Genomic DNA, 21,523 nt, shown 5'->3' on the forward strand with positions numbered 1-21,523 from the left:
GCCAACGGGCTGGGCTGTCGGCGAGCTGAGCCGTCGACGGGGTCGGCGGGCGGAGCGGCTACCGGGTCGAGCGGCGCACGAGTTCGAAGCACAGCACGGCCGCCGCGCTCGCCACGTTCAGCGACTCCACCCCGCCGCTCATCGGGATCGACACCCACCGGTTGACGTGCGGGCGCACCCCCTCGCCCACCCCGGCCGTCTCGCTGCCCAGCACGAACGCCACCCGTTCCGGGATCTCCGCGTCGAACACCGACTTGCGCGCCCCGGCGTCCATGGCGAACAGCGGGTACCCGGCGGAGCGCAGCTCGGCGGCTGCCTCCTCCGCGGTGTGGCAGCGCAGCACCGGCGCGGTGAACGCCACCCCGGCCGAGGCCTTGACCACCAGCGGGTCGATCGAGGCCACCCCGCGCCGGGGCACCACGATGCCGCCGATCCCGGCCGCCGTGGCCGTGCGCAGGATCATCCCGACGTTCGCCGGGGTGGTCACCCCGTCGAGCAGCAGCACCGACCGGGGCGCCGACTTCGCCGCCAGCGCGTCGGCCAGCCTGCGCATCCGCGGGGCCACCACGTCGGCCAGCACGCCCTGGTCCTGCTTGCCGTTGCCCGCCAACACCTTCACCCGCTGCGCGGTCGCCCGCTGCACCGGGACCCCGCGGTCGCGGGCCGCGTCCAGGATCTCCCGGGCGGCGGCGCCGCGGGCGTTGTCGGCCAGCACGACCTTGTCCACCGACAGCCGGGGGTCGGCCAGCGCCTCCAGCACCGGCTTGCGGCCGTAGACGGTGACGAAGCGGTCTTTGGGGGAGGGCTCCTGCGACACGCCGTGCAGTCTGGCATGACCCTGCCCACGCACCGGTCACGTGTCACGTGATCGGCGGTCCGGTGTGCCAGGATCGAGGGCATGCCCGACCGACTGTCCGCCCTCGACGCGTCGTTCCTCTACCTGGAGGACCCGGTGACGCCGATGCACGTGGGCGGCGTCGCGGTGTTCCGGCGCCCGCGGTCCGGGTTCAGCTACGCGCAGCTCGTGACGCTGGTCGAGCAGCGGCTGGCGCTGGTGCCGCGCTACCGGCAGAAGGTCGTCGGGGTGCCGGGGCACCTGGCCCGGCCGGTGTGGGTGGACGACCCGGACTTCGACGTCGCCTACCACGTGCGCCGCTCCGCGCTGCCCCGCCCGGGCAGCGACGAGCAGTTGTTCGACCTGGTCGGGCGGCTGCTGGCACGGCCGCTGGACCAGAACCGGCCGCTGTGGGAGATGTACCTGGTGGAGGGGCTGGCGGGCGGGCACGTCGCGCTGGTCACCAAGACCCACCAGGCCCTGGTCGACGGGGTCCGCACGATCGACTTCGGCCAGGTCATCCTGGACGCGGCGCCGCAGGCGCCGGAGGAGCACGCCGAGGAGCCGTGGCTGCCGCGCCGCGAGCCCGGTGGCACCCGGCTGCTGCTCGACGCCGTGTTCGAGACCGTGCGCAGGCCGCGCGAGCTGGTGGAGAACGTGCGCTCGGCGGTGACCGACGCGGTGGCCACCACGCAGAAGGTGGCCGGGGCGGTGGAGACGCTGGTGTCGGCCATCGGCATCGCCGCCCGCCCCGCGCCCTCCGGCCCGCTCAACGCCACCGTCGGCAAGGCCCGGCTGTTCGCGGTGGCCCGGACCAGGCTGGCCGACCTGCGCGGTGTCCGCGCCCTGCACGGCGGCACGGTCAACGACGTCATCCTCACCGTCGTCACGGGCGCGTTGCGCTCGTGGCTGCTCTCCCGCGGCGAGCAGATCACCTCCTCCACGGTGGTGCGGGCGCTGGTGCCGCTGGCGGTGCGCGACGAGGTGGGCGACGGCACCGTGCCGGGGATGCTCGGCAACCAGGTGACCGCCCAGTTGGTCGACCTGCCGGTCGGGGAGCCCAACCCGTTCGTCCGGTTGCACCACGTCAGCCACGCCCTGCGCGCGCACAACGACTCGGTCCGCTCGGTGGCCGCCTCGGCGCTGCTGCGGGTCGGCGGCTTCGCCCCGCCCACCCTGCACTCGCTGGGCGCGCGGGCGGCGGCGTCGTTCTCGCAGCGGATCTTCAACCTGGTGGTGACCAACGTGCCGGGGCCGCAGATCCCGCTGTACGCGGGCACCGCGCGGATGACCGAGATGTTCCCGGTCATGCCCCTGAGCAAGCACCAGGCCCTGGCCATCGGGGTGACCTCCTACGACGGCGGGGTGTACTTCGGGCTCACCGGCGACCGCAGCGCCATGTCCGACGTGGACGTGCTCGCCCGGATGCTGGAAGAGTCCGTCGAGGAACTGCTGACGACAGCACGAGCTTGACGGAAAGCGTGATGATCTTGAGGGTCTACCTGCCCGCGACGGTGTCCATGCTGCGCACGCTCAACGACGGGGGCGAACTGGCCGCCATCGGCGGCACCGCGTTCGCGCTCACCCCGGCCCTGCGCGAGTCCTACGCCACCGGCGGCGACGAGGAGCTGGAGTACGCCGCCATGCTCGACGCCGCCCGCGCCTCGCTGCGCCTCCTGCAGGCCGAGCTGGACGCCGACCCCGACACCCTGATGCGCCGCGCCGTGGTCTCCGCCGACGTCGACGGCGCCGTGCTGCGCCCGGACCTGGACCACTCGGTGGTGAAGCTGGCGGGCCCGGTCCCGCTCAAGGCCGTCGCCGCCGTCCACTTCGACACCGAGGACGCCGAGTCCGCTGTCCGCGCCGCCGCCGCCGTCATCGACGCCGCCGACCTGGGCGACCCCGACGCCGAGTTCACCCTCGGCGACGCCGAGGACCACGACCTGGCCTGGTACGCCGCCCAGGAGCTGCCCTTCCTGCTCGAACTGCTCTGAGGCCCTGTGGATGGTTGCGCGCCCACCCCGCCGGGGCGTGACACCATGTCGGCAAGCGGGTCACAAACCCGGCAGCCGAGCCAGAGCAGGAGGCGAGCCACACGATGGACGCCGTCACGTCCGTGCCCACCCCGATCAACGAGCCGATCGGCACCTACGCCCCCGGCAGCCCCGCGCGCGAGTCGCTGGCGGCCAGGATCGCGGAGCTGGAGGGGGAGCGGGCCGAGCTGACCATGACCATCGGCGGGCGGCGGCGGATGGCCGCCGGGGACCGCCTGGACGTGGTCCAACCGCACGACCACCGGCACGTCCTCGGCGTCACCGCCCAGGCCACCCACGCCGACGTGGCCGACGCGGTCACCGCGGCCAAGCAGGCCGCCCCCGGCTGGCGCGCGCTGCCCTTCGACGAGCGCGCCGCCGTCCTGCTGCGCGCCGCCGACCTGCTCGCCGGGCCGTGGCGCGACACGCTGAACGCCGCGACGATCCTGGGCCAGTCCAAGTCCGCGCAGCAGGCCGAGATCGACGCCGCCTGCGAGCTGATCGACTTCTGGCGGTACAACGTGGCCTTCGCCCGGCGGATCGTCGAGGAGCAGCCGGTGTCGGCCCCCGGCACCTGGAACCGCACCGACCACCGCCCGCTCGACGGGTTCGTCACCGCGATCACCCCGTTCAACTTCACCGCCATCGCGGGCAACCTCCCCACCGCCCCCGCCCTGATGGGCAACACGGTGGTCTGGAAGCCCTCGCCCACCCAGCAGTTGGCGGCCCACTTCACGATGCGCCTGCTGGAGGCCGCGGGCCTGCCCCCCGGCGTGATCAACATGGTCACCGGCGACGGCGCCGCCCTCGGCGAGGTCGCCCTGGCCGACCCCGACTTCGCCGGCCTGCACTTCACCGGCTCCACCCGCACCTTCAAGCACCTCTGGCGCCGCATCGGCGACAACCTCGACACCTACCGCTCCTACCCGCGCATCGTCGGTGAGACGGGCGGCAAGGACTTCGTCGTCGCCCACCCCTCCGCCGACCCGGCGGCCCTGGTCAACGGCCTGGTCCGCGGCGCCTTCGAGTACCAGGGCCAGAAGTGCTCGGCGGCCTCCCGCGCCTACCTGCCCCGCTCCCTCTGGGACGGCGGGGTCCGCGACCACCTCGCCGACGTCACCGCCTCCCTCTCCTACGGCGACGTCACCGACTTCTCCCACTTCGGCGGGGCGGTCATCGACGCCCGGGCGTTCGCCAAGCACCGGGAGGCCCTGCAAGCCGCTGCCGCCAACACCTCCCTGGAGGTCCTCGCGGGCGGCACCGCCGACGACAGCACCGGCTACTTCGTCCAGCCCACGGTCCTGGTCGGCAGCGACCCCCTCCAGGACGTCTTCACCACCGAGTACTTCGGCCCCATCCTGGCCGTGCACGTCTACGAGGACGCCGATTTCGCCAAGGTCCTCGAACTGGTCGACACCTCGTCGCCGTACGCGCTGACCGGGGCGGTCTTCGCCACCGACCGCGCCGCCATCGAGCAGGCCCACCGGGCGCTGCGCTTCTCGGCGGGCAACTTCTACGTCAACGACAAGCCCACCGGGGCGGTCGTGGGCCAGCAGCCCTTCGGCGGTGGCCGCGCCTCGGGCACCAACGACAAGGCGGGCTCCATCCACAACCTCCAGCGCTGGGTGAGCCCCCGCTCCATCAAGGAGACCTTCGTGCCCCCGACCGACCACCGCTACCCGCACATGGGCTGACCCGGCGGCGGTCGCCGGGTGCACCACCCGGCGCGGCCCCACCACGTGGAAGGGCCCCGCGGGACCGGAGTCCCGCGGGGCCCTGATCGACCCGGGGTCAGCCGCCCAGGGTGCCGACCTGCGACGGGTCCGGCGCCTCGATGGTGACGCCCTTGCCCCAGTCGGTGTAGTCCGCCTGCATCTTGACCTCGCCCGCGCCCTCGACCGGCACGCTGGTGATCATGCGGACCGGGAGGTCGTCACCGTTGACCCAGACCTCCATCGGGAGTTCCTTGATGCCCGCGGCCTGCATCTGCTTGCGGGTTTCCTCGTCGTAGCCGGACTCCGCGGTGAGCTTGGCGACGTCGACGGTGATCGAGTAGTGGGTGGTCTGCTCGCCGTTGAGCTCGGCCTTCTCGGTCTTGGTGACCTCACCCGCGTCGACCATCTTGGCGAGGGCTTCGCGCGGGTCCGCGCCGGTCATCGAGTCCAGGGAGTCGCCCAGCATCTGCGACAAGGGGTCGTCGCCACCCGAGGAGAACTTGACCCAGGGCTTTCCGGGGGTCAGTTCGGTGGGCATCTTCATGTAGATGGCCTTGTCGACGAAGACCATGGTCATGTCGCCCCCGGGGGTCGACATGGTCATCTGCATGGCCGTGTCCGCGCCCGCGAAGCTGAAGTCGCCCTCACCGTTGATCGTCTGGCCGCCCGCGCTGCCGGTCATGGTGACGTGGGCGCTCTTGGCGTTGGTGCTCTTGTCCTTCACCGCGGCGGCGAGGGACTTGAGGCTGTCGAAGCCGGTGCTGCCCTGCTTGGTGTCGGAGGACGACGCGCCCGCGGGAGTGGCGGTGCCGGACTCCTTCGCGTTGCACGCCGTCAGGGTCAGCGTGGCCAGCAGTGCCCCTGCGACCATCAGCCTGGTCTTGCCCATGGAGAAACCCTTCAGCATGTGTTCGTCCGCTTTGTACACGGGGTAGACGCACGGAACCGCCGATCGGTTCTGTCCGGTCGCGCCCGTTTCCGGGGGAATCGCCGGAGCGGTCCCGTCCGTGACCGCCGACCCGTGTGACCTCAGTCCAACGGGCGCAGGACGCGGTCCAGCCACCCGGCCACCGCCCGCGACAGCTCGGGGGACTCGCGCTTGAGCGAGTGGTCGCCGGGCAGCGACACGACCTCCCGGTGCGGTGCGGGGGCGGGCTGCCCGAACGGGTCCGCCAGGCCCTGCACCACCAGGGTCGGGACCGGCACCGCGTCCAGCTCCGGCTGCCGGGTCTTCTCCGGCTTGCCCGGCGGGTGCACCGGGAACGCCAGGCACAGCACCCCCACCGCCTCGCCGTCGACCGAGGTCCGGCAGGCGACCCTGGCCCCGGACGACCGACCGCCGAACAGCAGCGGCAACCCGGCGAACCACTGCTCGCCCAGGGCCGCCGCGACCGCCAGCCAGGCCGCGTCGAGCTGGCGGGCCGGGGCGGGGGCGCGCCGCCCGGCCACCCGGTACGGCTGCTCGACCAGGGCGACGTGCACCCCGGCGCCGGTGGCGCCGTGGGTGGCGGCGACCAGGTCGGGGGCGCTGATGCCGCCGCCCGCGCCGTGCCCGAGCAGCAGCGCCGCGCGGCCCTCGGCGGCGCAGTGCAGCTCGGCCCTGGCCGGGCCGTGCGGGGTGTCGACCTGCAGGGTGGTCACGGGCCGAACAGCGCCGGTTCGCCCGCCCCGGCGCCGGGGTCGACGCGGCGCAGCAGGTCGGCGCCGTTGTTGCGGACGCTGTTGACCGCCGGTGCCACCGGCCGGATCTCCAGGGACGCGACCAGCTCGGGGGTCGGTGGCACGAGCAGTTCGGACACCTCCGCCCGGTCCGGGTCGAGCCAGCCGTCCCAGTGGTCGCGGGGCAGCAGCAGCGGCATCCGGTCGTGCAGGTCGGTGAGCGGGCCGACGGCGGCCGTGGTCAGCACCGCGAAGGTGATGAGGACCTTCGAATCCGGGTCGGCCCGGTCCCGCCAGGTCGTCCACAGGCCCGCCATGGCCAGGCTGTCGTCGTCCGGGCCGGTCGTGTAGTACGGCTGCTTGGCCTTGCCGTCGCGGCGCCACTCGTACCAGCCGTCGGCGGGGACGATGCAGCGGCGCTGGGCCAGCGACTTCTTGAACGAGGGCTTCTCGGCCGCGGTCTCGGACCGGGCGTTGATCAGCTTCGCGCCGCCGGAGGCGTCCTTGGCCCAGGAGGGCACCAGGCCCCACTTCATGACCCGCAGGGTGCGCTCGGTGGTGCTGTCGTCCACGGCGCCCTCGGCGTCGCGCGGGTGCCGCTGCACCACCGCGACCACGTCCTTGGTCGGCGCCACGTTGTAGTCCGGCCGCCGGTCCGGCTCCCCGGTGGCGTCGACGGCGTCGAACTCCGCCGCCAGCGCCGCCGGGTCCTTCGAGGCCGCGTACCTGCCGCACACAGTCGTCCTCCATCCGATCGGGGCCCGTCGAATCGTGGCACGCCCGCCGGGGCGGGTCGAGCCGGTCACCCGGTGGTGGCCGGGGTGCGGGAGGATCAGCGCATGTCGCAGTCCTGGTCAGCGCCGCTCGCCCCGGCCCCCGTGCACGCCACCGTCGCCGTCCCCGGCTCCAAGTCGATCACCAACCGGGCCCTGGTGCTGGCCGCGCTGAGCCGTCGCCCGAGCACCGTCACCGGGGCGCTGCGCAGCCGCGACGCCGACCTGATGATCGCCGCGCTGGTCGCCCTCGGCGTCCCGGTGGACTCCGACGGCACCACCGTGCGCACCGGCGCCCACGCCGCGCTGACCGGCCCGGCCCTGGTCGACTGCGGGCTCGCGGGCACGGTCATGCGGTTCGTGCCCCCGGTCGCCGTGCTGGCCGAGGGCCGGGTCGACTTCGACGGCGACCCGCGGGCCAGGGAGCGGCCGATGGGCACCGTGCTCGACGCGCTGCGCGCCCTGGGCGCCGACGTCGACGGTGCCGGGCTGCCGTTCGCCATCCGCGGCCGCGGTCACCTGCCCGGCGGCGCGGTCACCATCGACGCCTCGGCGTCCTCCCAGTTCGTCTCCGGCCTGCTGCTCTCCGGCGCCGCCTACGACGACGGGCTGACCGTGCACCACGACGGCGAGCCGGTGCCGTCGCTGCCGCACATCGACATGACCGTGGAGATGCTGCGCACCGCGGGCGTGTCCGTCGACGACTCCGAGCCGGACACCTGGCGGGTCGAGCCCGGCCCGATCGCCCCGGTCGACTGGGTCGTCGAGCCCGACCTGTCCAACGCCACCCCGTTCCTGGCCGCCGCCGCGGTCACCGGCGGGGAGGTCACCGTCCCCGGCTGGCCCGCGCGCACCACACAGCCCGGCGACGAGATCCGGCAGATCCTGAAGCTGATGGGCGCCGAGGTCGACCTGACCGACGGCCGCCTCACCGTGCGCGGCCCGGACCGGCTCGGCGGCGTCGACATCGACCTGCACGACGTCGGCGAGCTGACCCCCACCGTGGCCGCGCTCGCCGCGCTGGCCGACGGCCCGTCGCGGCTGCGCGGCATCGCGCACCTGCGCGGCCACGAGACCGACCGGCTGGCCGCCCTGGTCGCCGAGGTCAACGGCCTCGGCGGCGACGCGGAGGAGACCGAGGACGGCCTGCTCATCCGCCCGCGCCCGCTGCGGGAGGGGCGGTGGCACGCCTACGCCGACCACCGGATGGCCACCGCGGGCGCCATCGTCGGCCTGGTCGTCGACGGCGTCACCGTCGACGACATCACCACCACCGCCAAGACCATGCCCGACTTCCCCGCGATGTGGTCGGCCATGCTCGACGGCGGGAGGGGCTGAGGTGTCCCGGCGCGGCGACTGGAGCAGGCTCGACGAGACCGACGTCCGGGTCCGCCCCGGCCGGGGCACCCGACCGCGCAGCAAGCGCCGCCCCGAGCACGCCGACGCCCTGTCGGCCATGGTCGTCGGCAAGGACCGGGGCCGCTGGACCTGCGCGGTCGATGGCGACAAGGATCGGCTGCTGGTCGCCATGCGGGCCCGCGAGCTGGGCCGCACCCCGGTGGTCATCGGTGACCGGGTCGACGTCGTCGGCGACACCTCCGGCGGCCCGGACGCCCTGGCCCGGATCGTGCGGGTGGCCGAGCGCACCAGCGTCCTGCGCCGCACCGCCGACGACACCGACCCCTTCGAGCGCGTCGTCGTCGCCAACGCCGCCCGGCTGCTGATCGTCTGCGCCCTGGCCGACCCGCCGCCGCGCACCGGCTTCATCGACCGCTGCCTGGTGGCGGCGTTCGCGGGCGGCCTGCAACCGACCCTGTGCCTGACCAAGGCCGACCTCGCCGACCCGGCGGAGCTGCTGGGCAAGTACGCCGAACTGGACCTCCCGGTCGTCATCACCCGCCGCGACGAGGAACCCGCCGAACTGCGCGCCCTGATCGGCGACGAGGTCTCGGCCATGGTCGGCCACTCCGGCGTCGGCAAGTCCACCCTGGTCAACCGGCTGGTGCCGAGCGCCTTCCGGGCCGTCGGCGTCGTCAGCGGCGTCGGCAAGGGCCGCCACACCTCCACCTCGGCGGTGGCCCTGCCGCTGCCCGGGGGCGGCTGGATCGTGGACACGCCCGGCATCCGCTCGTTCGGCTTGGCCCACATCGAGCCGAACGACATCGTCTCCGCGTTCGAGGAGTTCGTCGAGGCCGCCGAGGAATGCCCCTCGGGCTGCGGGCACCTCGGCCCGCCCGCCGACCCGGACTGCGCGCTCGACACGGTCGTCGCCGACGGCACCGCCACCCCCGGCCGCCTCGCCTCGCTGCGCCGCCTGCTCGGCTCCAAGGCGGGCGTGGACGACACCGCCCCGGCCGCGGACTAGGGCCTGCCCACCCACCACCCGAATCCCGCCTGCGCGGCCACCAGCCATGCCGAACCCCACCGGGCGCAGCCGCCGACCACCTCACCAACCGCCGCCCCTGGCGGCCCGCCACCCGAAACCCCACCGAGGCGCAGCGAAAGCCGGCCACCCCCGCAACCGCCGGCCCGGTGACCGAATGCCCGGGTGGGTGGATGTGCTTGGGTGGGGGAAGCGATCATGTGCAAGCCTGCTTGGGCTGTGGGGCATCTCTTCAGCCCCACTCGGTCACACTGGGCGCATGATCGCTGTAGGGGCCCCGCCCAAGCAGATCCACCCACCCGGGCACCAGCGACAAAATCCCGGGCTTTGATACACAGACACGGCCGAGCAGATCCACCCACCCGGGCACCACCACCAAACGACCGGTGCCCGAGCCGACAGCACACGGCCCGGGCAACACAGCGAAAACATCGCCTGATCGAGTGAAGCCCGCACGGTTCAGTGCGCGGCGATGGCCGCCGTCACCGCCCTGGTCAGCGCCACCAGGTCGGCCGAGGCCAGCTCGATCTCCAGCCCGCGCCGCCCGCCCGAGCAGAACACGGTCGGGAAGGCCAGCGCCGAGGTGTCGAGCACCGTCCGTAGTTGCTTCTTCTGCCCCAGCGGCGAGATCCCGCCCGCCACGTACCCGGTCGAGCGCTCGGCGGCGGCCACCTCGGCCATCCGCGCCTTCTTCCCGCCGACCGCCGCCGCCAGCGCCTTGAGGTCGAGCTGGGTGTCCACCGGCACGATCCCGACCACCAGCGCCCCGTCGACGTCGGCCAGCAGCGTCTTGAACACCCGCGACGGCTCGACGCCCATCGCCTCGGCCGCCTCGGACCCGTAGGACTCCGCCCTCGGGTCGTGCTCGTAGCTGTGCACCTGGTGGGTGATCCCGCGCTTGGCCAGCAGCGCGGTCGCCGGGGTTCCTCGTCCTGCCACGGGCGGCACCCTAGCGCGGAATGCGCGCGGCCCCGGCAGCGTTGTGCAAGGCGTGCAGACCGAGCTGATCAGGCAGAGTAGGAGGCCGAGTTCACGCTCCGGGCCGGGCAGGCGCGACGACAGCCGAGTAAGCTCGGTGCAGCCGTATGCGCACCTGAGCACGGGAGCGCGAGCCGCCGAAGGGAGTGCGGTGCCCCGCACCGAGACCCAGCCCCACACCGAGACACCCGCCCAGCGGGCGGAGCGGTTCGAGCGCGACGCCATGCCGCTGCTCGACCAGCTCTACTCCGCCGCCCTGCGGATGACGCGCAACCCGGCCGACGCCGAGGACCTGGTGCAGGAGACCTACCTCAAGGCCTACGCGGCCTTCGAGTCGTTCTCCGCGGGCACCAACCTCAAGGCGTGGCTGTACCGCATCCTCACCAACACCTACATCAACGGCTACCGCAAGCGGCAGCGCCAACCGTTGCAGTCGCCGACCGACGAGATCACCGACTGGCAGCTCGCCAAGGCCGAGAACCACACCTCCAGCGGGCTGCGCTCCGCCGAGGTCGAGGCGATGGACCTGCTGCCGGACGACGACGTGAAGCAGGCGTTGCAGCAGTTGCCCGAGGAGTTCCGGCTGGCGGTCTACCTCGCCGACGTCGAGGGCTTCGCCTACAAGGAGATCGCCGACATCATGGGCACGCCCATCGGCACCGTCATGTCCCGCCTGCACCGCGGCCGCCGCCAGTTGCGCGACCTGCTCGCCGGGGTGGCCAGGGAACGCGGGTTCGTGCGCTCCGGGGAGGTGGCCGGGTCGTGAACTGCGGCGGAGAGCACGAGACGAACTGCTCCGAGGTGCTGGCCGACGTCTGGGTCTTCCTCGACCGCGAGTGCGGCAGCGACAAGCGCGACCTGCTGGCCAAGCACCTCGAGGAGTGCAGGCCCTGCCTGGAGCAGTACGGCGTGGAGGAGCACCTCAAGGTCCTGCTGGCCCGCAAGTGCGGCGGCGACCAGGCGCCGGACGAGTTCCGCGCCCGGCTGCGCGCCTCGATCCGGCAGTCGGTGATCGACCACGGCGGGTCGGTCACGGTCACCAGGACCACCACGGTCGAGACGACGACCACGGTCGAGACCACCACCGAGGACTGAACCCCCGGACGTGCGAAGGCCCCCGACGCGGTTGCGCCGGGGGCCTTCGTCCGTCTGAGGCGACCGCTCAGGCGTTGGGGCGCTTACCGTGGTTCGCGCCACCCTTCTTGCGGTCGCGACGCTTGCGGGCGCGCTTCGACATGGGTGCCTCCTTGACTCGGGATTGACGCGGGACGCCGGCAGCCGCCGGTTCCCACGCCGCTGGCCACGATTTTGCCATGCCGCTCATCCCCGCCCCGGCTGGGCCGGTCGTGCGACGACGTGCGCGACCACCCGACCGGTCGGCGGGGCCCGTCGCCGGGGTGATGACGGTCGTCGCACCCGGGGGACAGCGCGCGGTGGCGGGTGGCACCGTGGTCGTCCTGGAGCCAGTCCCACCGAAACCCCCGCGGAGTCGCGTGTCCACGCTCTCTGACCTGCTCGCCGAGCACACCGGCCTCTCCGGTGGCGCCGTCGACCACCTGCAACTGGTCGTCGCCGAGTGGCAACTGCTGTCCGACCTGTCCTTCGCCGACTTCCTGCTCTGGGTCAAGGTGACCGAGGAGCCCGACGGCGCCGCCGCGGCGGACCCCGAGGCCGGGGACCGCTACATCTGCGTTGCCCAGGCGCGGCCCACCACCGCCCCGACCGCCCACCCGGAGGACGTGGTGGGCAGCCACACCGACGCCAGGGAGAACCCGCAGCTGCGCCGCGCCGCCGCCGAGCGCCGCATCTGCCGCGAGGAGGACCCGCGCTGGTACCTGGGGGTGCCGGTGCGCCGCGAGGCGGTGCCGGTCAGCTTCGGCGGCGAGGTCGTGGGCATCCTGTCCCGGGAGACCAACCTCGCCGTGCCCCGGGTGCCCAGCGGCCTGGAGATCGCCTACCTGGGAATCGCGGGCGACCTGTGCCACATGGTCGGCGACGGCACCTTCCCCACCGCCGAACCCTCCCCGGACGTGCACACCAGCCCCCGCGTCGGCGACGGCCTGATCCGGCTCGACACCAGCGGCGCGGTCGTGTTCGCCAGCCCCAACGCGCTGTCGGCCTACCACCGGATGGGCCACGCCGCCGACCTGGTCGGGGTGCGGCTGGCCCCGCTGACCCGGTCGCTGATCGCCGACCCGTTCGACGCCACCGAGGTCGCCCAGCGCATCCTGATGGCCCTCGACGGGCAGCCCAGCATGCGCACCGAGGCGGAGTCGCGGCGCGGGGCGGCGGTGCTGTTCCGGGCGCTGCCGCTGCGCCCCGGCGGCAAGCCCGCGGGCGCGCTGGTCCTCTGCCGCGACGTCACCGAGGTGCGCAGGCGCGACCGGGCGCTGATGTCCAAGGACGCCACGATCCGCGAGATCCACCACCGGGTGAAGAACAACCTCCAAACCGTCGCCGCCCTGCTGCGCCTGCAGTCGCGGCGGACGAACTCGCCGGAGGCCAAGGAGGCGCTGGCCGAGTCGGTCCGCCGGGTCGCCGCGATCGCCATGGTGCACGAGACCCTGTCCACCTCGGTGGACGAGCGGGTGGACCTCGACGAGCTGATCGACAAGGTCATCCCGGTCATCGGGGACGTGGCCGCGGCCGAGAGCCACGTGAAGGTCCGCAAGAGCGGCCAGTTCGGCGTGGTCGCCGCCGAGACCGCCACCCCGCTGGTCATGATCCTGACCGAGCTGATCCAGAACGCGGTGGAGCACGCCTACCCGGCCGGGCACTCCGGCGAGGTGGTCGTGACCGCCACCCGCTCGGCCCGCTGGCTGGACGTGGTGGTCGCCGACGACGGCAAGGGCCTGCCGCGCGGCTTCTCCCTGGAGCGGGCGAACGGGCTCGGCCTGCAGATCGTGCGCACGCTGATGGAATCGGAGCTGCGGGGCACGCTGTCGCTGAGCCGCCGGGACCGCGCGGGCACCGAGGCGGTGCTGCGCGTTCCCCTTTCCCACCGCCGCTAGGGATCGCATTAGGGGATCGGGGCGGTTAGGGGCTTTCCCCGATTCGGGGAAAGAACCGGTAAAAGGCAAGAAGGTCGATCACCGATTTCTCGGTGATCGACCTTCTACGCGTTTGTGTTGTGCGGAAGCTCAGGCGTTGCTGCGTGCCCGGGTACGAGCGTTGCGGCGCTTCAGCGCACGACGCTCGTCCTCACTCATTCCGCCCCAAACGCCAGCGTCCTGGCCGCTCTCGAGTGCCCAGGACAGGCAGTTGGAGGCGACGGGGCAGCGGTGGCAAACGGCCTTCGCCTCGGAGACCTGCAGGACCGCGGGACCACTCGTCCCCACGGGGAAGAACAGTTCGGGGTCCTCGTCACGGCAGGCCGCGCGGTGGCGCCAGTCCATTTCTACTTGCTCCTCGCTCAAGGCGCGCAATGGCGTGCCTCTAGTCGTCATCCGGTCGTCGGGGTGCTTGTGAATGGTTTCACGAACTCAGCGGATGTCAAGGGTTGTTCTGACCCCGGTGAGTGAACTCACCCGAAAGATCCACGTCAGCGCCCTGTGACGACCGAGGGCAACGATTTGATCACGGCCGTAACACGGCCGTGGACCCCCGGTCGGGGCGTCTGGCAACGGTGAGCATCTGCAGTTGTGGATCTGCGTACGCCTAAGGACCTACCCCGGCCCCCGGAGCCTCAAACAACGACTGTCAACGCGTCCGGAACAGCGGTGAAAACCACTCGCTTCCGCTCCCCGAGCAGGTCCCCGTCGCACTGCAACCGCACCGGCTCCGCCGAGGTGACCACGACCCCGGGGATGTCGTCGCGGCGCACCAGGCGCTTGCCGTGCTGCTTGTCGGCAGTGCTCAACGCCCGCCGGAACGCGCCCAGCACCGTCGGCACGCTCAGCGACCGCAGCGCGAACAACCCCAACCCGCCCTCGAAGGTGCAGCCGGGGTTGAGCCGGATCGGGCGGCTGTTGAAGTAGGTCCACGGGTCGGTGTTCGACACGAACGCCAGCCGCAGCCCCTCGATCGGCGCCTCACCGGGGATCTCCAGGGTGAGGGCGGGCCGATCCCGGCCGGGGCGCACGTACCTGGCCAGCGCCGAACGCGCGTAGAGCGAGGTGGTGGCCTTCTTCCCGCGCTTGCGGGCGACCCGCTCGACCACGTCGGCGTCCCAGCCCATGCCCGCGTTGAAGGTGAACCACCGGTGCGCGCCGCCGTCGCCGTCCGCCTCGACCCGGCCCAGCCCGACCCGCCGCGTCCGCTCCCGCGCCAGAGCGCGGAGCAGCACGTGCGTCGCCTCCACCGGGTTGCGCGGCAGCCCCAGGGCGCGCGCGAACACGTTGGCGGAACCGCCGGGGACCACGCCCAGCATCGGGGTGCCCGACCGGGGACCGGCGGCCAGCAGGCCGTTGACGACCTCGTTGACCGTCCCGTCACCGCCGTGCGCGACCACCAGGTGCGCGCCGTCGACGGCGGCCTGCGCGGCGGCGGCCTGCGCGTGGCCCCGGTAGTCGGTCTCCACCACGTCGAGCTTCACCGCGCTGGCCAGCGCGCTCGCCAGCACGTCCCGGCCCGCCGGGGTGGTGGCGGTGGCCTTCGGGTTCACCACGAGAACTGCTCGCATTGCCGCAGGGTAAGCCGGCATCCGCACCGCCCCGGACCTCACCCGCCACCACAGGGTGAATCCACTCCCGAACCGGTGTCAGCCGCCCGGGTCGACCGTGACGCTCAGCAGGCACCACTTCACTCATCCGTGACCGAGTCCGACGCTCCTTCCACTGCGGCGCCTCCCGGTCCGACGAGTGCACCCAGACGACCGTCTGCTCATCGCTCCGCGAGGTGTGACACCCCTGATCTTGCCTGGCGCGCTCGCCCGGCACGACCGGCCGTCCGAGTGGCATACGATCGGCGGTGCACACGCACCGTCACGTGCGCCCCCGACCGACCCGCCCCCCGACCCCCCCGAGGCCCCTGTGCGACTGACCTCCACGGCCCCCCGCACCGTCCTCGGCGCGGGCGCCCTGATCGGCCTGCAAGCCCTCGTGGCCCTGGGCTTCACCGTCTTCCTGGTGTTCCAGGCCTTCGGCGGGGACACCTCGTTCAACACCGGGACGGTGCTCGGCGAAGCGGCCTACTTCGCCGTCCTCACCGCGGGCGTCGCCGCGTGCTCGGCGGGCCTGCTGCTGGGGAAGACCTGGTCGCGCAGCCCGTCGATCGTGCTCCAGGTGCTCCTGGCCGGGGCCGCCTGGTACGCCCTGGGCCCGTCCGGGCGCCCCGACATCGGCATCCCGGTCGGTCTCGGCTGCCTGGTCACCCTGGTCCTGCTGTTCCACCCCGCCACCACGGCCTGGGCCGAGGGCCTCGAGGACGAGTAGTGCTCCGAACGGGTGGGGGCGCGTCCACAATGGCCGCGCCGTGACCGCGTCGGGAAAATTTCCGACCAGCGCCCCCGGGTGCACCCGACCGGGCGGTCAGCCCCGGGTGCCCCCGCCCAGGGCGGTCAAGGCATCGTCGGTCAGCCGGTTCACGGTCCACCCGTCCATCGGCACCGCCCCGATCGACCGGTAGAACCCGATGGCGGGCTCGTTCCAGTTCAGCACCGCCCACTCCAGCCGCTGGTACCCGCGGGCCACGCACTCCTCGGCCAACGCGGTCAGCAGCGCCTTGCCCAGCCCGCCACCGCGCTCGGTCGGCCGCACGTAGAGGTCTTCGAGGTAGATCCCGTGCGTCCCGCGCCACGTGGAGAAGTTCAGGAACCACAGCGCGCACCCGACCACCTCCCCACCCACCTCGGCGACGTGCCCGAACAACGCGGGCGACTCGCCGAACAGCGTGGCCCGAAGCTGCTCGGCGGTCAGGTGGCACTCGTGGGACGCCCGCTCGTACTCGGCCAGCTCGTGCACCAACCCCACCACCGCGTCCACATCGGACTCGACCACCCGGCGAACCCTGCTGTCGGTCATCGCTTCCTCACTCCGAAGGGATGTTCATGCGCTTGATCTGCGGAACCCCGCGCTCATCGCCGAGCACCACGATCCCCGCCGCGTCAAGTCCGAAGTGGACGCCATAGGTCGACGGCTGCCCGATCCAGGTGGCCACCAGAACCCGGCTGAAGTGCCCGTGCCCCACCAACACCACATCGCTGTCCAGCCTGCGGACCCGGTCCACCAGCCGCACCGCCCGGTCGGTCACCTGCTCGGCGGTCTCCCCGTTCGGGCAGGGGTGCGTCCACACCGTCCACCCCGGCACCGTCTCCCGGATCTCGGGCGTGGTCAGCCCCTCGTAGTCGCCGTAGTCCCACTCGGCCAGCTCTTCGGTGGTCTCGTCCACGACCAACCCGGCCAGCGCGGCCGTCCGAACCGCCCGCTGTCGAGGGCTGGTGATGACCACAGCAGGCCGCTCACCGCGCAGTCCCGCCAACACCGTCCCGGCCCGCCGCGCCCGCGCCTCCCCCTCCCCGGTCAGCGGGATGTCGGTGCGCCCGGTGTGCTTGCCGGTCTCGGACCACTCGGTCTGCCCGTGCCGGAGCAGATAGACGGTGTTGCTCATGCGCTGATCCTAAGCCCCTTGTCGGTTGTGCTACCGGTGAGTAACTTGGTTTCCCGTGACCGCCACCACGACCTACCGCGCCTGGCAGGCCCTCGCGGGCAAACCCCTCGGTCCCCGCCTCTTCTCCGCCGCGGCCGTGCTCCGCGTCCCCTACTTCCGCACCATCCTCCCCACGGTGGTCGACATGCGCCCCGGCCGCGCCGAGGTCCGCGCGCCCAAGTGGTGGGGCGTGCACAACCACATCGGCACCTTCCACGCCATCGCCGTGTGCAACATGGCCGAGCTGGCCATGGGGATGCTCGCCGAGGCCACCGTCCCCACCACCCACCGCTGGATTCCCAAGGGCATGGTGGTCGCCTACACGGCCAAGGCCACCACCAGCCTCACCGCCGTGGCCACCGCCGAGGTCCCGGAGTTCGGCCCGACCCCGTTCGACCTCCCCGTCCCGATCTCCATCCGCGACCGCGCGGACCAGGAGGTCGCCACAGCCACCATCACCATCCGCGTCTCCCCGACCAGGTGACTCCGCCGCACCCCTCTTCCTTGATCCGGATGGCAAGAACATCACCCGCCGCGAGCAGGAGGAAGAAGACCCGCCCGGCCACCTGGTCGCCCTGACCCGGATCAACCTGCAAGCTGTCACACGCCCTGGGACCGCCTCACCCCCGAGGCCCGCCTCAACCTCCGCATCCGCACCTACGACGAGCCGGTCCGCTTCAACATCATCGTGATCGACGACCACATGCGCGTCGTGCAGCCCCACCTCCCCGACTTCCGCGCCTTGAAGCCTCGACACCTGTCCTCAAGCGCCAGCCCATTCCCCGGCGGCCTGCGCCTGACCGAAAGGCTCAGCAGGAAAGTCGAACGCGTCCGCGTGTTCGGTTCGGCCGCGGTGGACCTCGCGTGGGTGAGCGCGGGGATCACCGATGCGGTGATCATGCTCGTCAACAAGTCGTGGGACACGGCCGCGGGTGTGCTCATCGCAGCCGAGGCGGGAACGACAAACGGCGCTGACCAGCGAAAGGATATCCGCTGGTCAGCGCCGTTTCAGACGCTCTGGCTCACGCCTTCTTGGTCTCCCAGAAGACCTTGTCGATCTCGCCGATCAGGTCGAGGAGGGCCTGGCCGGTGGCCGGGTCCATCGAACCCTTGGTGCCGGTGGCGCCCGCGGCCTTGGTGGCGCGGTTGAACAGGTCGTGAAGATCCGGGTACTTCTCGAAGTGCGGGGGCTTGAAGTAGTCGGTCCACAGGACCCACAGGTGGTGCTTGACGAGTTCGCTGCGCTGCTCCGCGATCAGGATGGCGCGGGTGCGGAACTCGGGGTCCTCGTTGTCCTGGTACTTCTGCTGGATGGCCTTGACGGACTCGGCCTCGATGCGGGCCTGCGCCGGGTCGTACACACCGCACGGGAGGTCGCAGTGCGCGGTTGCCTCCAGGCGAGGGGTGAGAAAGCGCGACACCAGTCGCATGGTTCCTCCATGGAAAAACGGGGATGCTCCGACGAAATCGACCCTACTCCGGGGGGCGCGGGGTGGCAGGTGGAGGTGGTCGGAGATGATCGCCACGGGGGGACGGGAGCGGCCGGGGGGAGGTGCGGCGTGGACGCGGTGATGGGGTGGTACCCGCTGCGCCGGGTGCGGGTCCGCGGGCCCTCCATGGCCCCGACGCTGGGGGACGGGGACACCGTGGTGGCGGTGCGCAAGAACCCCCGGCCGGGTGACGTGGTGCTGGTGACCTGGGACGACCGGCCCGGGCAATTGTCGGTGAAGCGGGCGGTGCGGCCCGACGGCGGCGGGTGGCACGTCGAGGGGGACAACCCGCGCGGGTCCACCGACTCCCGGGGGTTGGGGCCCGCCCGGGTGCACGCCGTGGTCCTCTGGCGGCTGGCGCCCGCGCCCCGGCGGCTCGGGCGGTCGCGGCCCTGACGACGGACCGCGCCGGGCCCGGGCAAGCGGCTTGGGTGAGGCTCGGCGGGCGTGGGCCACACCGGGCCTGTGCGCCGCGCCGGGACCCGGGCGGCAGCCTGGGCGGGTCTCGGCCGCACCGGGCCACACTGGACCCGCGGGTCACACCGGACCCGCGGGTCACGCCGAAGCCGGGGCGGTCGGCTCGGACGGGGCTCGGCAGGCACGGGCCACACCGGACCCGAGGCCATGCCGGGGTCCGGGCGGCGGCTTGGACGGGGCTCGACGGCACGGGCCACACCGGACCCGCGGGCCACGCCGGGGCTCGGCCGAGGGCGCGGAACCCCGCGGACCGCGCGACGGATCAGGCGGTGGCGGTCTTGAGCTTCTCGTAGTGGGCCACGCAGTCGGCGTACCGGGGGAGCAGGCCGGTGGCCAGGGCCTCCGCCAGCGACGGTGCCGCCTCGTCCTTTTCGGACAGGACCGCGGGCAGGTCCGGTTCCCACGGCAGCGCCAGGTCCGGGTCGAGGGGGTTGATGCCGTGTTCGGCGCCGGGGTTGTAGCCGGTGGAGCACAGGTAGGAGATCACCGTGTCGTCCTCGAGGGCGACGAAGCCGTGGCCGACGCCCTCGGGGACGTAGACCGCGCGGAAGTCGACCGGGTCGAGCCGGACCGCGTCCCACTGGCCGAAGGTGGGCGAGCCGACCCGCAGGTCCACCACGAAGTCGAGCAGCGCGCCCTGCGGGCAGTACACGTACTTGGCCTGGCCGGGCGGCACGTCGGCGAAGTGCAGGCCGCGGATGGCGCCCTTGCGGGACTGGCTGTGGTTGCTCTGCGCCACCACCAGCGAGTGCCCGACCGCCTTGGTGAACGCCTCGCCCTGGAACGGTGACACGAACACGCCGCGGGTGTCCGGGAACGTCCGGGGGGTGAACTCGAAGGCGTCGGGAACGTTCAGCTCGCGTACCTGCATGGGGTGATCCTAGAGAGCCGGTCCGGCCCGCGGCGCGCAAGAGGGGCTTGACGGCGGGCAGAGACGTGCCTCACGCACCCGTTGCGCCATTCGGCTGTCACACGGGGAAAACACCAGGTACACCTGTGCTCGATCAACAAAACCGGACGGACGTCTTGCGAAAGCGGGTCTGACCTGCGGACAAAGGTCGCCCCGATGTGACCCCCGCCGCAGACACCGCCGGAAGGGAGCTGCCAGACTGGCCGGACCGCAGCGTCCGCGGCCGTCGCCCCCGCACCCCCGGGGCGGTGACCGAACCCCCGCCGGGCAACGGCCGCGGCCCACCGCGACGGACCGTACGAACCGTCGCGGCCACGCCGTCGCCGTCCCGACGACCGCTCCGTGCTTCCGCGCGCGTCGAGCGCAGTGCGATCCAGGAGGGACGCCATGACCGCTTTGAACGAGATTGAGGCAAGTGTGAGCGACGACGTGACGGCGGGGCCGATCACCGACGAGGAGATCTTCACCGCGCACGAGGGCGGCAAGCTCGGCATCGAGGTGACCAAGCCGCTGGCCGACCCGCGCGCCCTCGCCATCGCCTACACCCCGGGGGTGGCCAAGGTCAGCCTGGCGATCGCCCAGGACAAGGCGCTGGCCAAGCGCTACACCTGGACCTCGCGGCTGGTGGCGGTCGTCTCCGACGGCACCGCGGTGCTCGGCCTCGGCGACATCGGCGCGGCGGCCTCGCTGCCGGTCATGGAGGGCAAGGCGGCGCTGTTCAAGACCTTCGGCGGCCTGGACTCGATCCCGCTGGTGCTCGACACCACGAACGTCGACGAGATCATCGAGACCCTGGTGCGGCTGCGGCCCTCCTTCGGCGCGGTCAACCTGGAGGACATCTCCGCCCCGCGCTGCTTCGAGCTGGAGGAGCGGCTGATCCAGGCGCTGGACTGCCCGGTCATGCACGACGACCAGCACGGCACCGCGATCGTGCTGCTGGCCGCCCTGCGCGGGGCCAACAAGGTGCTGTCGAAGGACATCGCCGACCAGCGCGTGGTCATCGCGGGCGCCGGTGCCGCGGGCGTGGCCTGCGCGAAGATCCTCATCGCCGCCGGGGTCGGCGACGTGACCCTGCTGGACTCCCGGGGCATCGTCTTCCCCGGCCGCGACGGGCTCAACCCGATCAAGGAGCGGATGGCCGAGGTCACCAACAACGCCAACCTGCGCGGCGGCGCCGCCGAGGCCATGCGCGGCGCGGACGTGTTCGTCGGCCTGTCCGCGGGCACCGTGCCCGAGGAGGTCGTGGCCTCCATGGCGCCGGACTCCATCGTCTTCGCCCTGTCGAACCCGGACCCGGAGATCCACCCCGAGGTGGCGCGGCGGCACGCGGCGATCGTCGCCACCGGCCGCAGCGACTTCCCGAACCAGATCAACAACGTGCTGGCCTTCCCCGGCATCTTCCGCGGCGCGCTGGACGCGGGCGCCCGCCGGATCACCGAGCGGATGAAGCTGGCCGCGGCCGACGCGATCGCCGCCGTCGCCGAGGACGACCTGGGCCCGGACCGGATCGTCCCCAGCGCCCTGGACCCGCGGGTGGCCCCCGAGGTGGCCGCGGCGGTCGCTCGGGCGGCGAAGGAGGACGGGGTAGCCTGACCCACAGCGGGATGCTCGGCAGCGGTGCCCCACCCGCGCACACGAGGGGTGGAGGTTGCGCCGTGGCCGAGCATGTCGTGCGGGCCGACCCC

The 21,523-nt window shown here is 72.7% G+C and carries 24 protein-coding genes and 1 pseudogene; 13 read left to right on the top strand and 12 right to left on the bottom strand.

All coding sequences use genetic code 11. The features are described from left to right. Positions 1-58: 58 nt before the first annotated feature. Complete coding sequence (locus DFQ13_RS10320; RefSeq protein ID WP_035290543.1) at positions 59-817, bottom strand: TrmH family RNA methyltransferase; 759 nt, start codon at positions 815-817, stop codon at positions 59-61. 81 nt (positions 818-898) lie between these two features. Here DFQ13_RS10320 and DFQ13_RS10325 point away from each other — a divergent pair, with 81 nt between their 5' ends. The 3 genes from DFQ13_RS10325 to pruA all read left to right on the top strand — a co-directional run bounded on the left by DFQ13_RS10325 (position 899) and on the right by pruA (position 4,562). Then, positions 899-2,308 (top strand): WS/DGAT/MGAT family O-acyltransferase, encoded by a 1,410-nt coding sequence (locus DFQ13_RS10325; protein WP_110079594.1) that lies wholly within the window; start codon positions 899-901, stop codon positions 2,306-2,308. A 17-nt stretch (positions 2,309-2,325) separates the two neighbouring features. Then, on the top strand, positions 2,326-2,829 hold the full coding sequence (locus tag DFQ13_RS10330) for a DUF6912 family protein (protein ID WP_110079740.1): 504 nt from the start codon (positions 2,326-2,328) through the stop codon (positions 2,827-2,829). Positions 2,830-2,933: 104 nt separating this feature from the next. Then, entirely contained in the window at positions 2,934-4,562 is a 1,629-nt protein-coding gene (gene pruA, locus DFQ13_RS10335; protein ID WP_035290549.1) for an L-glutamate gamma-semialdehyde dehydrogenase, read from the top strand. A gap of 97 nt (positions 4,563-4,659) precedes the next feature. Here the strand turns inward: pruA and DFQ13_RS10340 are convergent, their stop codons facing one another. The 3 genes from DFQ13_RS10340 to DFQ13_RS10350 form a co-directional block, all read right to left on the bottom strand. After that, entirely contained in the window at positions 4,660-5,490 is an 831-nt protein-coding gene (locus DFQ13_RS10340; RefSeq protein WP_110079595.1) for a hypothetical protein, read from the bottom strand. Between the two features lie 122 nt (positions 5,491-5,612). Beyond that, positions 5,613-6,224 carry an alpha/beta hydrolase family protein gene (locus DFQ13_RS10345; protein WP_035290553.1) on the bottom strand — a complete coding sequence of 204 codons (612 nt, stop codon included), beginning with the start codon at positions 6,222-6,224 and terminating at the stop codon, positions 5,613-5,615. Then, positions 6,221-6,979, bottom strand: a complete 759-nt coding sequence (locus tag DFQ13_RS10350; RefSeq protein WP_110079596.1) for an SOS response-associated peptidase — start codon at positions 6,977-6,979, stop codon at positions 6,221-6,223. Before DFQ13_RS10350 ends, DFQ13_RS10345 begins: the two co-directional genes overlap by 4 nt. Positions 6,980-7,081: 102 nt before the next feature. On the opposite strand from DFQ13_RS10350, the gene aroA reads away from it, so the two are divergent. Together aroA and rsgA are read left to right on the top strand one after the other, a co-directional pair. Then, positions 7,082-8,353: a 3-phosphoshikimate 1-carboxyvinyltransferase gene (gene aroA, locus DFQ13_RS10355; RefSeq protein WP_110079597.1), complete on the top strand. Its 1,272-nt coding sequence runs from the start codon at positions 7,082-7,084 to the stop codon at positions 8,351-8,353. Between the two features lies 1 nt (position 8,354). Continuing rightward, positions 8,355-9,380: a ribosome small subunit-dependent GTPase A gene (gene rsgA / locus DFQ13_RS10360; RefSeq protein WP_035290561.1), complete on the top strand. Its 1,026-nt coding sequence runs from the start codon at positions 8,355-8,357 to the stop codon at positions 9,378-9,380. Between the two features lie 477 nt (positions 9,381-9,857). Here rsgA and ybaK read toward each other — a convergent pair whose 3' ends face one another. Beyond that, a complete protein-coding gene (ybaK, locus tag DFQ13_RS10365; RefSeq protein ID WP_035282132.1) occupies positions 9,858-10,337 on the bottom strand; it encodes a Cys-tRNA(Pro) deacylase in 480 nt (159 codons plus the stop codon). Between the two features lie 190 nt (positions 10,338-10,527). Here ybaK and DFQ13_RS10370 point away from each other — a divergent pair, with 190 nt between their 5' ends. Then, complete coding sequence (locus DFQ13_RS10370) at positions 10,528-11,142, top strand: sigma-70 family RNA polymerase sigma factor (RefSeq protein ID WP_035282134.1); 615 nt, start codon at positions 10,528-10,530, stop codon at positions 11,140-11,142. After that, the gene (gene rsrA, locus DFQ13_RS10375; protein ID WP_035282136.1) at positions 11,139-11,471 is read left to right on the top strand and encodes a mycothiol system anti-sigma-R factor; all 333 of its coding nucleotides are present in this window, start codon (positions 11,139-11,141) and stop codon (positions 11,469-11,471) included. The genes DFQ13_RS10370 and rsrA overlap by 4 nt, the downstream gene beginning before the upstream one ends. A gap of 67 nt (positions 11,472-11,538) precedes the next feature. On the opposite strand, the gene DFQ13_RS35930 is transcribed toward rsrA, so the two are convergent. Then, positions 11,539-11,613 (bottom strand): 50S ribosomal protein bL37, encoded by a 75-nt coding sequence (locus DFQ13_RS35930; RefSeq protein WP_096498094.1) that lies wholly within the window; start codon positions 11,611-11,613, stop codon positions 11,539-11,541. Between the two features lie 256 nt (positions 11,614-11,869). On the opposite strand from DFQ13_RS35930, the gene DFQ13_RS10380 reads away from it, so the two are divergent. Next, positions 11,870-13,387: a sensor histidine kinase gene (locus tag DFQ13_RS10380; protein WP_035282138.1), complete on the top strand. Its 1,518-nt coding sequence runs from the start codon at positions 11,870-11,872 to the stop codon at positions 13,385-13,387. Positions 13,388-13,516: 129 nt separating this feature from the next. Here the strand turns inward: DFQ13_RS10380 and DFQ13_RS10385 are convergent, their stop codons facing one another. Next, positions 13,517-13,771 carry a WhiB family transcriptional regulator gene (locus DFQ13_RS10385; RefSeq protein ID WP_035282140.1) on the bottom strand — a complete coding sequence of 85 codons (255 nt, stop codon included), beginning with the start codon at positions 13,769-13,771 and terminating at the stop codon, positions 13,517-13,519. Between the two features lie 290 nt (positions 13,772-14,061). Beyond that, positions 14,062-14,997: a diacylglycerol/lipid kinase family protein gene (locus DFQ13_RS10390; RefSeq protein WP_035282142.1), complete on the bottom strand. Its 936-nt coding sequence runs from the start codon at positions 14,995-14,997 to the stop codon at positions 14,062-14,064. 349 nt (positions 14,998-15,346) lie between these two features. Between DFQ13_RS10390 and DFQ13_RS10395 the strand changes: the two genes are divergently transcribed. Then, a complete protein-coding gene (locus tag DFQ13_RS10395; protein WP_110079598.1) occupies positions 15,347-15,748 on the top strand; it encodes a hypothetical protein in 402 nt (133 codons plus the stop codon). A 96-nt stretch (positions 15,749-15,844) separates the two neighbouring features. On the opposite strand, the gene DFQ13_RS10400 is transcribed toward DFQ13_RS10395, so the two are convergent. Together DFQ13_RS10400 and DFQ13_RS10405 are read right to left on the bottom strand one after the other, a co-directional pair. Then, entirely contained in the window at positions 15,845-16,336 is a 492-nt protein-coding gene (locus DFQ13_RS10400; protein WP_110079599.1) for a GNAT family N-acetyltransferase, read from the bottom strand. 7 nt (positions 16,337-16,343) lie between these two features. Then, positions 16,344-16,922 (bottom strand): acid phosphatase, encoded by a 579-nt coding sequence (locus tag DFQ13_RS10405; protein WP_035282148.1) that lies wholly within the window; start codon positions 16,920-16,922, stop codon positions 16,344-16,346. A gap of 55 nt (positions 16,923-16,977) precedes the next feature. Here DFQ13_RS10405 and DFQ13_RS10410 point away from each other — a divergent pair, with 55 nt between their 5' ends. Further along, positions 16,978-17,445, top strand: coding sequence for a hotdog fold domain-containing protein (locus tag DFQ13_RS10410; protein WP_035282150.1), 468 nt, complete (start codon positions 16,978-16,980; stop codon positions 17,443-17,445). Positions 17,446-17,664: 219 nt separating this feature from the next. Next, positions 17,665-17,910 (top strand): annotated as a pseudogene (locus DFQ13_RS35780) (inositol monophosphatase family protein); the annotation flags it as partial. A gap of 73 nt (positions 17,911-17,983) precedes the next feature. On the opposite strand, the gene sodN reads toward DFQ13_RS35780, so the two are convergent. Then, a complete protein-coding gene (gene sodN / locus DFQ13_RS10420; RefSeq protein WP_035282154.1) occupies positions 17,984-18,391 on the bottom strand; it encodes a superoxide dismutase, Ni in 408 nt (135 codons plus the stop codon). Between the two features lie 129 nt (positions 18,392-18,520). Here sodN and DFQ13_RS10425 point away from each other — a divergent pair, with 129 nt between their 5' ends. Beyond that, positions 18,521-18,847, top strand: a complete 327-nt coding sequence (locus tag DFQ13_RS10425; RefSeq protein ID WP_324608967.1) for a S24/S26 family peptidase — start codon at positions 18,521-18,523, stop codon at positions 18,845-18,847. A gap of 343 nt (positions 18,848-19,190) precedes the next feature. Here the strand turns inward: DFQ13_RS10425 and DFQ13_RS10430 are convergent, their stop codons facing one another. Beyond that, positions 19,191-19,799 carry a dTDP-4-dehydrorhamnose 3,5-epimerase family protein gene (locus DFQ13_RS10430; protein ID WP_110079600.1) on the bottom strand — a complete coding sequence of 203 codons (609 nt, stop codon included), beginning with the start codon at positions 19,797-19,799 and terminating at the stop codon, positions 19,191-19,193. Between the two features lie 426 nt (positions 19,800-20,225). Between DFQ13_RS10430 and DFQ13_RS10435 the strand changes: the two genes are divergently transcribed. After that, positions 20,226-21,431: an NAD(P)-dependent malic enzyme gene (locus DFQ13_RS10435; RefSeq protein ID WP_084175531.1), complete on the top strand. Its 1,206-nt coding sequence runs from the start codon at positions 20,226-20,228 to the stop codon at positions 21,429-21,431. The last annotated feature ends 92 nt before the right edge of the window (positions 21,432-21,523 follow it).

This window comes from Actinokineospora spheciospongiae (genome assembly GCF_003182415.1).
Lineage (GTDB): Bacteria > Actinomycetota > Actinomycetes > Mycobacteriales > Pseudonocardiaceae > Actinokineospora > Actinokineospora spheciospongiae.

Coding starts and splice junctions, on each gene's coding strand:
- DFQ13_RS10325 (WP_110079594.1), top strand. CDS start 899: ATGCCCGACCGACTGTCCGCCCTCGACGCGTCGTTCCTCTACCTGGAG.
- pruA (WP_035290549.1), top strand. CDS start 2,934: ATGGACGCCGTCACGTCCGTGCCCACCCCGATCAACGAGCCGATCGGC.
- DFQ13_RS10340 (WP_110079595.1), bottom strand. CDS start 5,490: ATGCTGAAGGGTTTCTCCATGGGCAAGACCAGGCTGATGGTCGCAGGG.
- aroA (WP_110079597.1), top strand. CDS start 7,082: ATGTCGCAGTCCTGGTCAGCGCCGCTCGCCCCGGCCCCCGTGCACGCC.
- DFQ13_RS10385 (WP_035282140.1), bottom strand. CDS start 13,771: ATGGACTGGCGCCACCGCGCGGCCTGCCGTGACGAGGACCCCGAACTG.
- DFQ13_RS10390 (WP_035282142.1), bottom strand. CDS start 14,997: ATGCGAGCAGTTCTCGTGGTGAACCCGAAGGCCACCGCCACCACCCCG.
- DFQ13_RS10400 (WP_110079599.1), bottom strand. CDS start 16,336: ATGACCGACAGCAGGGTTCGCCGGGTGGTCGAGTCCGATGTGGACGCG.
- DFQ13_RS10405 (WP_035282148.1), bottom strand. CDS start 16,922: ATGAGCAACACCGTCTATCTGCTCCGGCACGGGCAGACCGAGTGGTCC.
- sodN (WP_035282154.1), bottom strand. CDS start 18,391: ATGCGACTGGTGTCGCGCTTTCTCACCCCTCGCCTGGAGGCAACCGCG.
- DFQ13_RS10430 (WP_110079600.1), bottom strand. CDS start 19,799: ATGCAGGTACGCGAGCTGAACGTTCCCGACGCCTTCGAGTTCACCCCC.
- DFQ13_RS10435 (WP_084175531.1), top strand. CDS start 20,226: ATGACCGCTTTGAACGAGATTGAGGCAAGTGTGAGCGACGACGTGACG.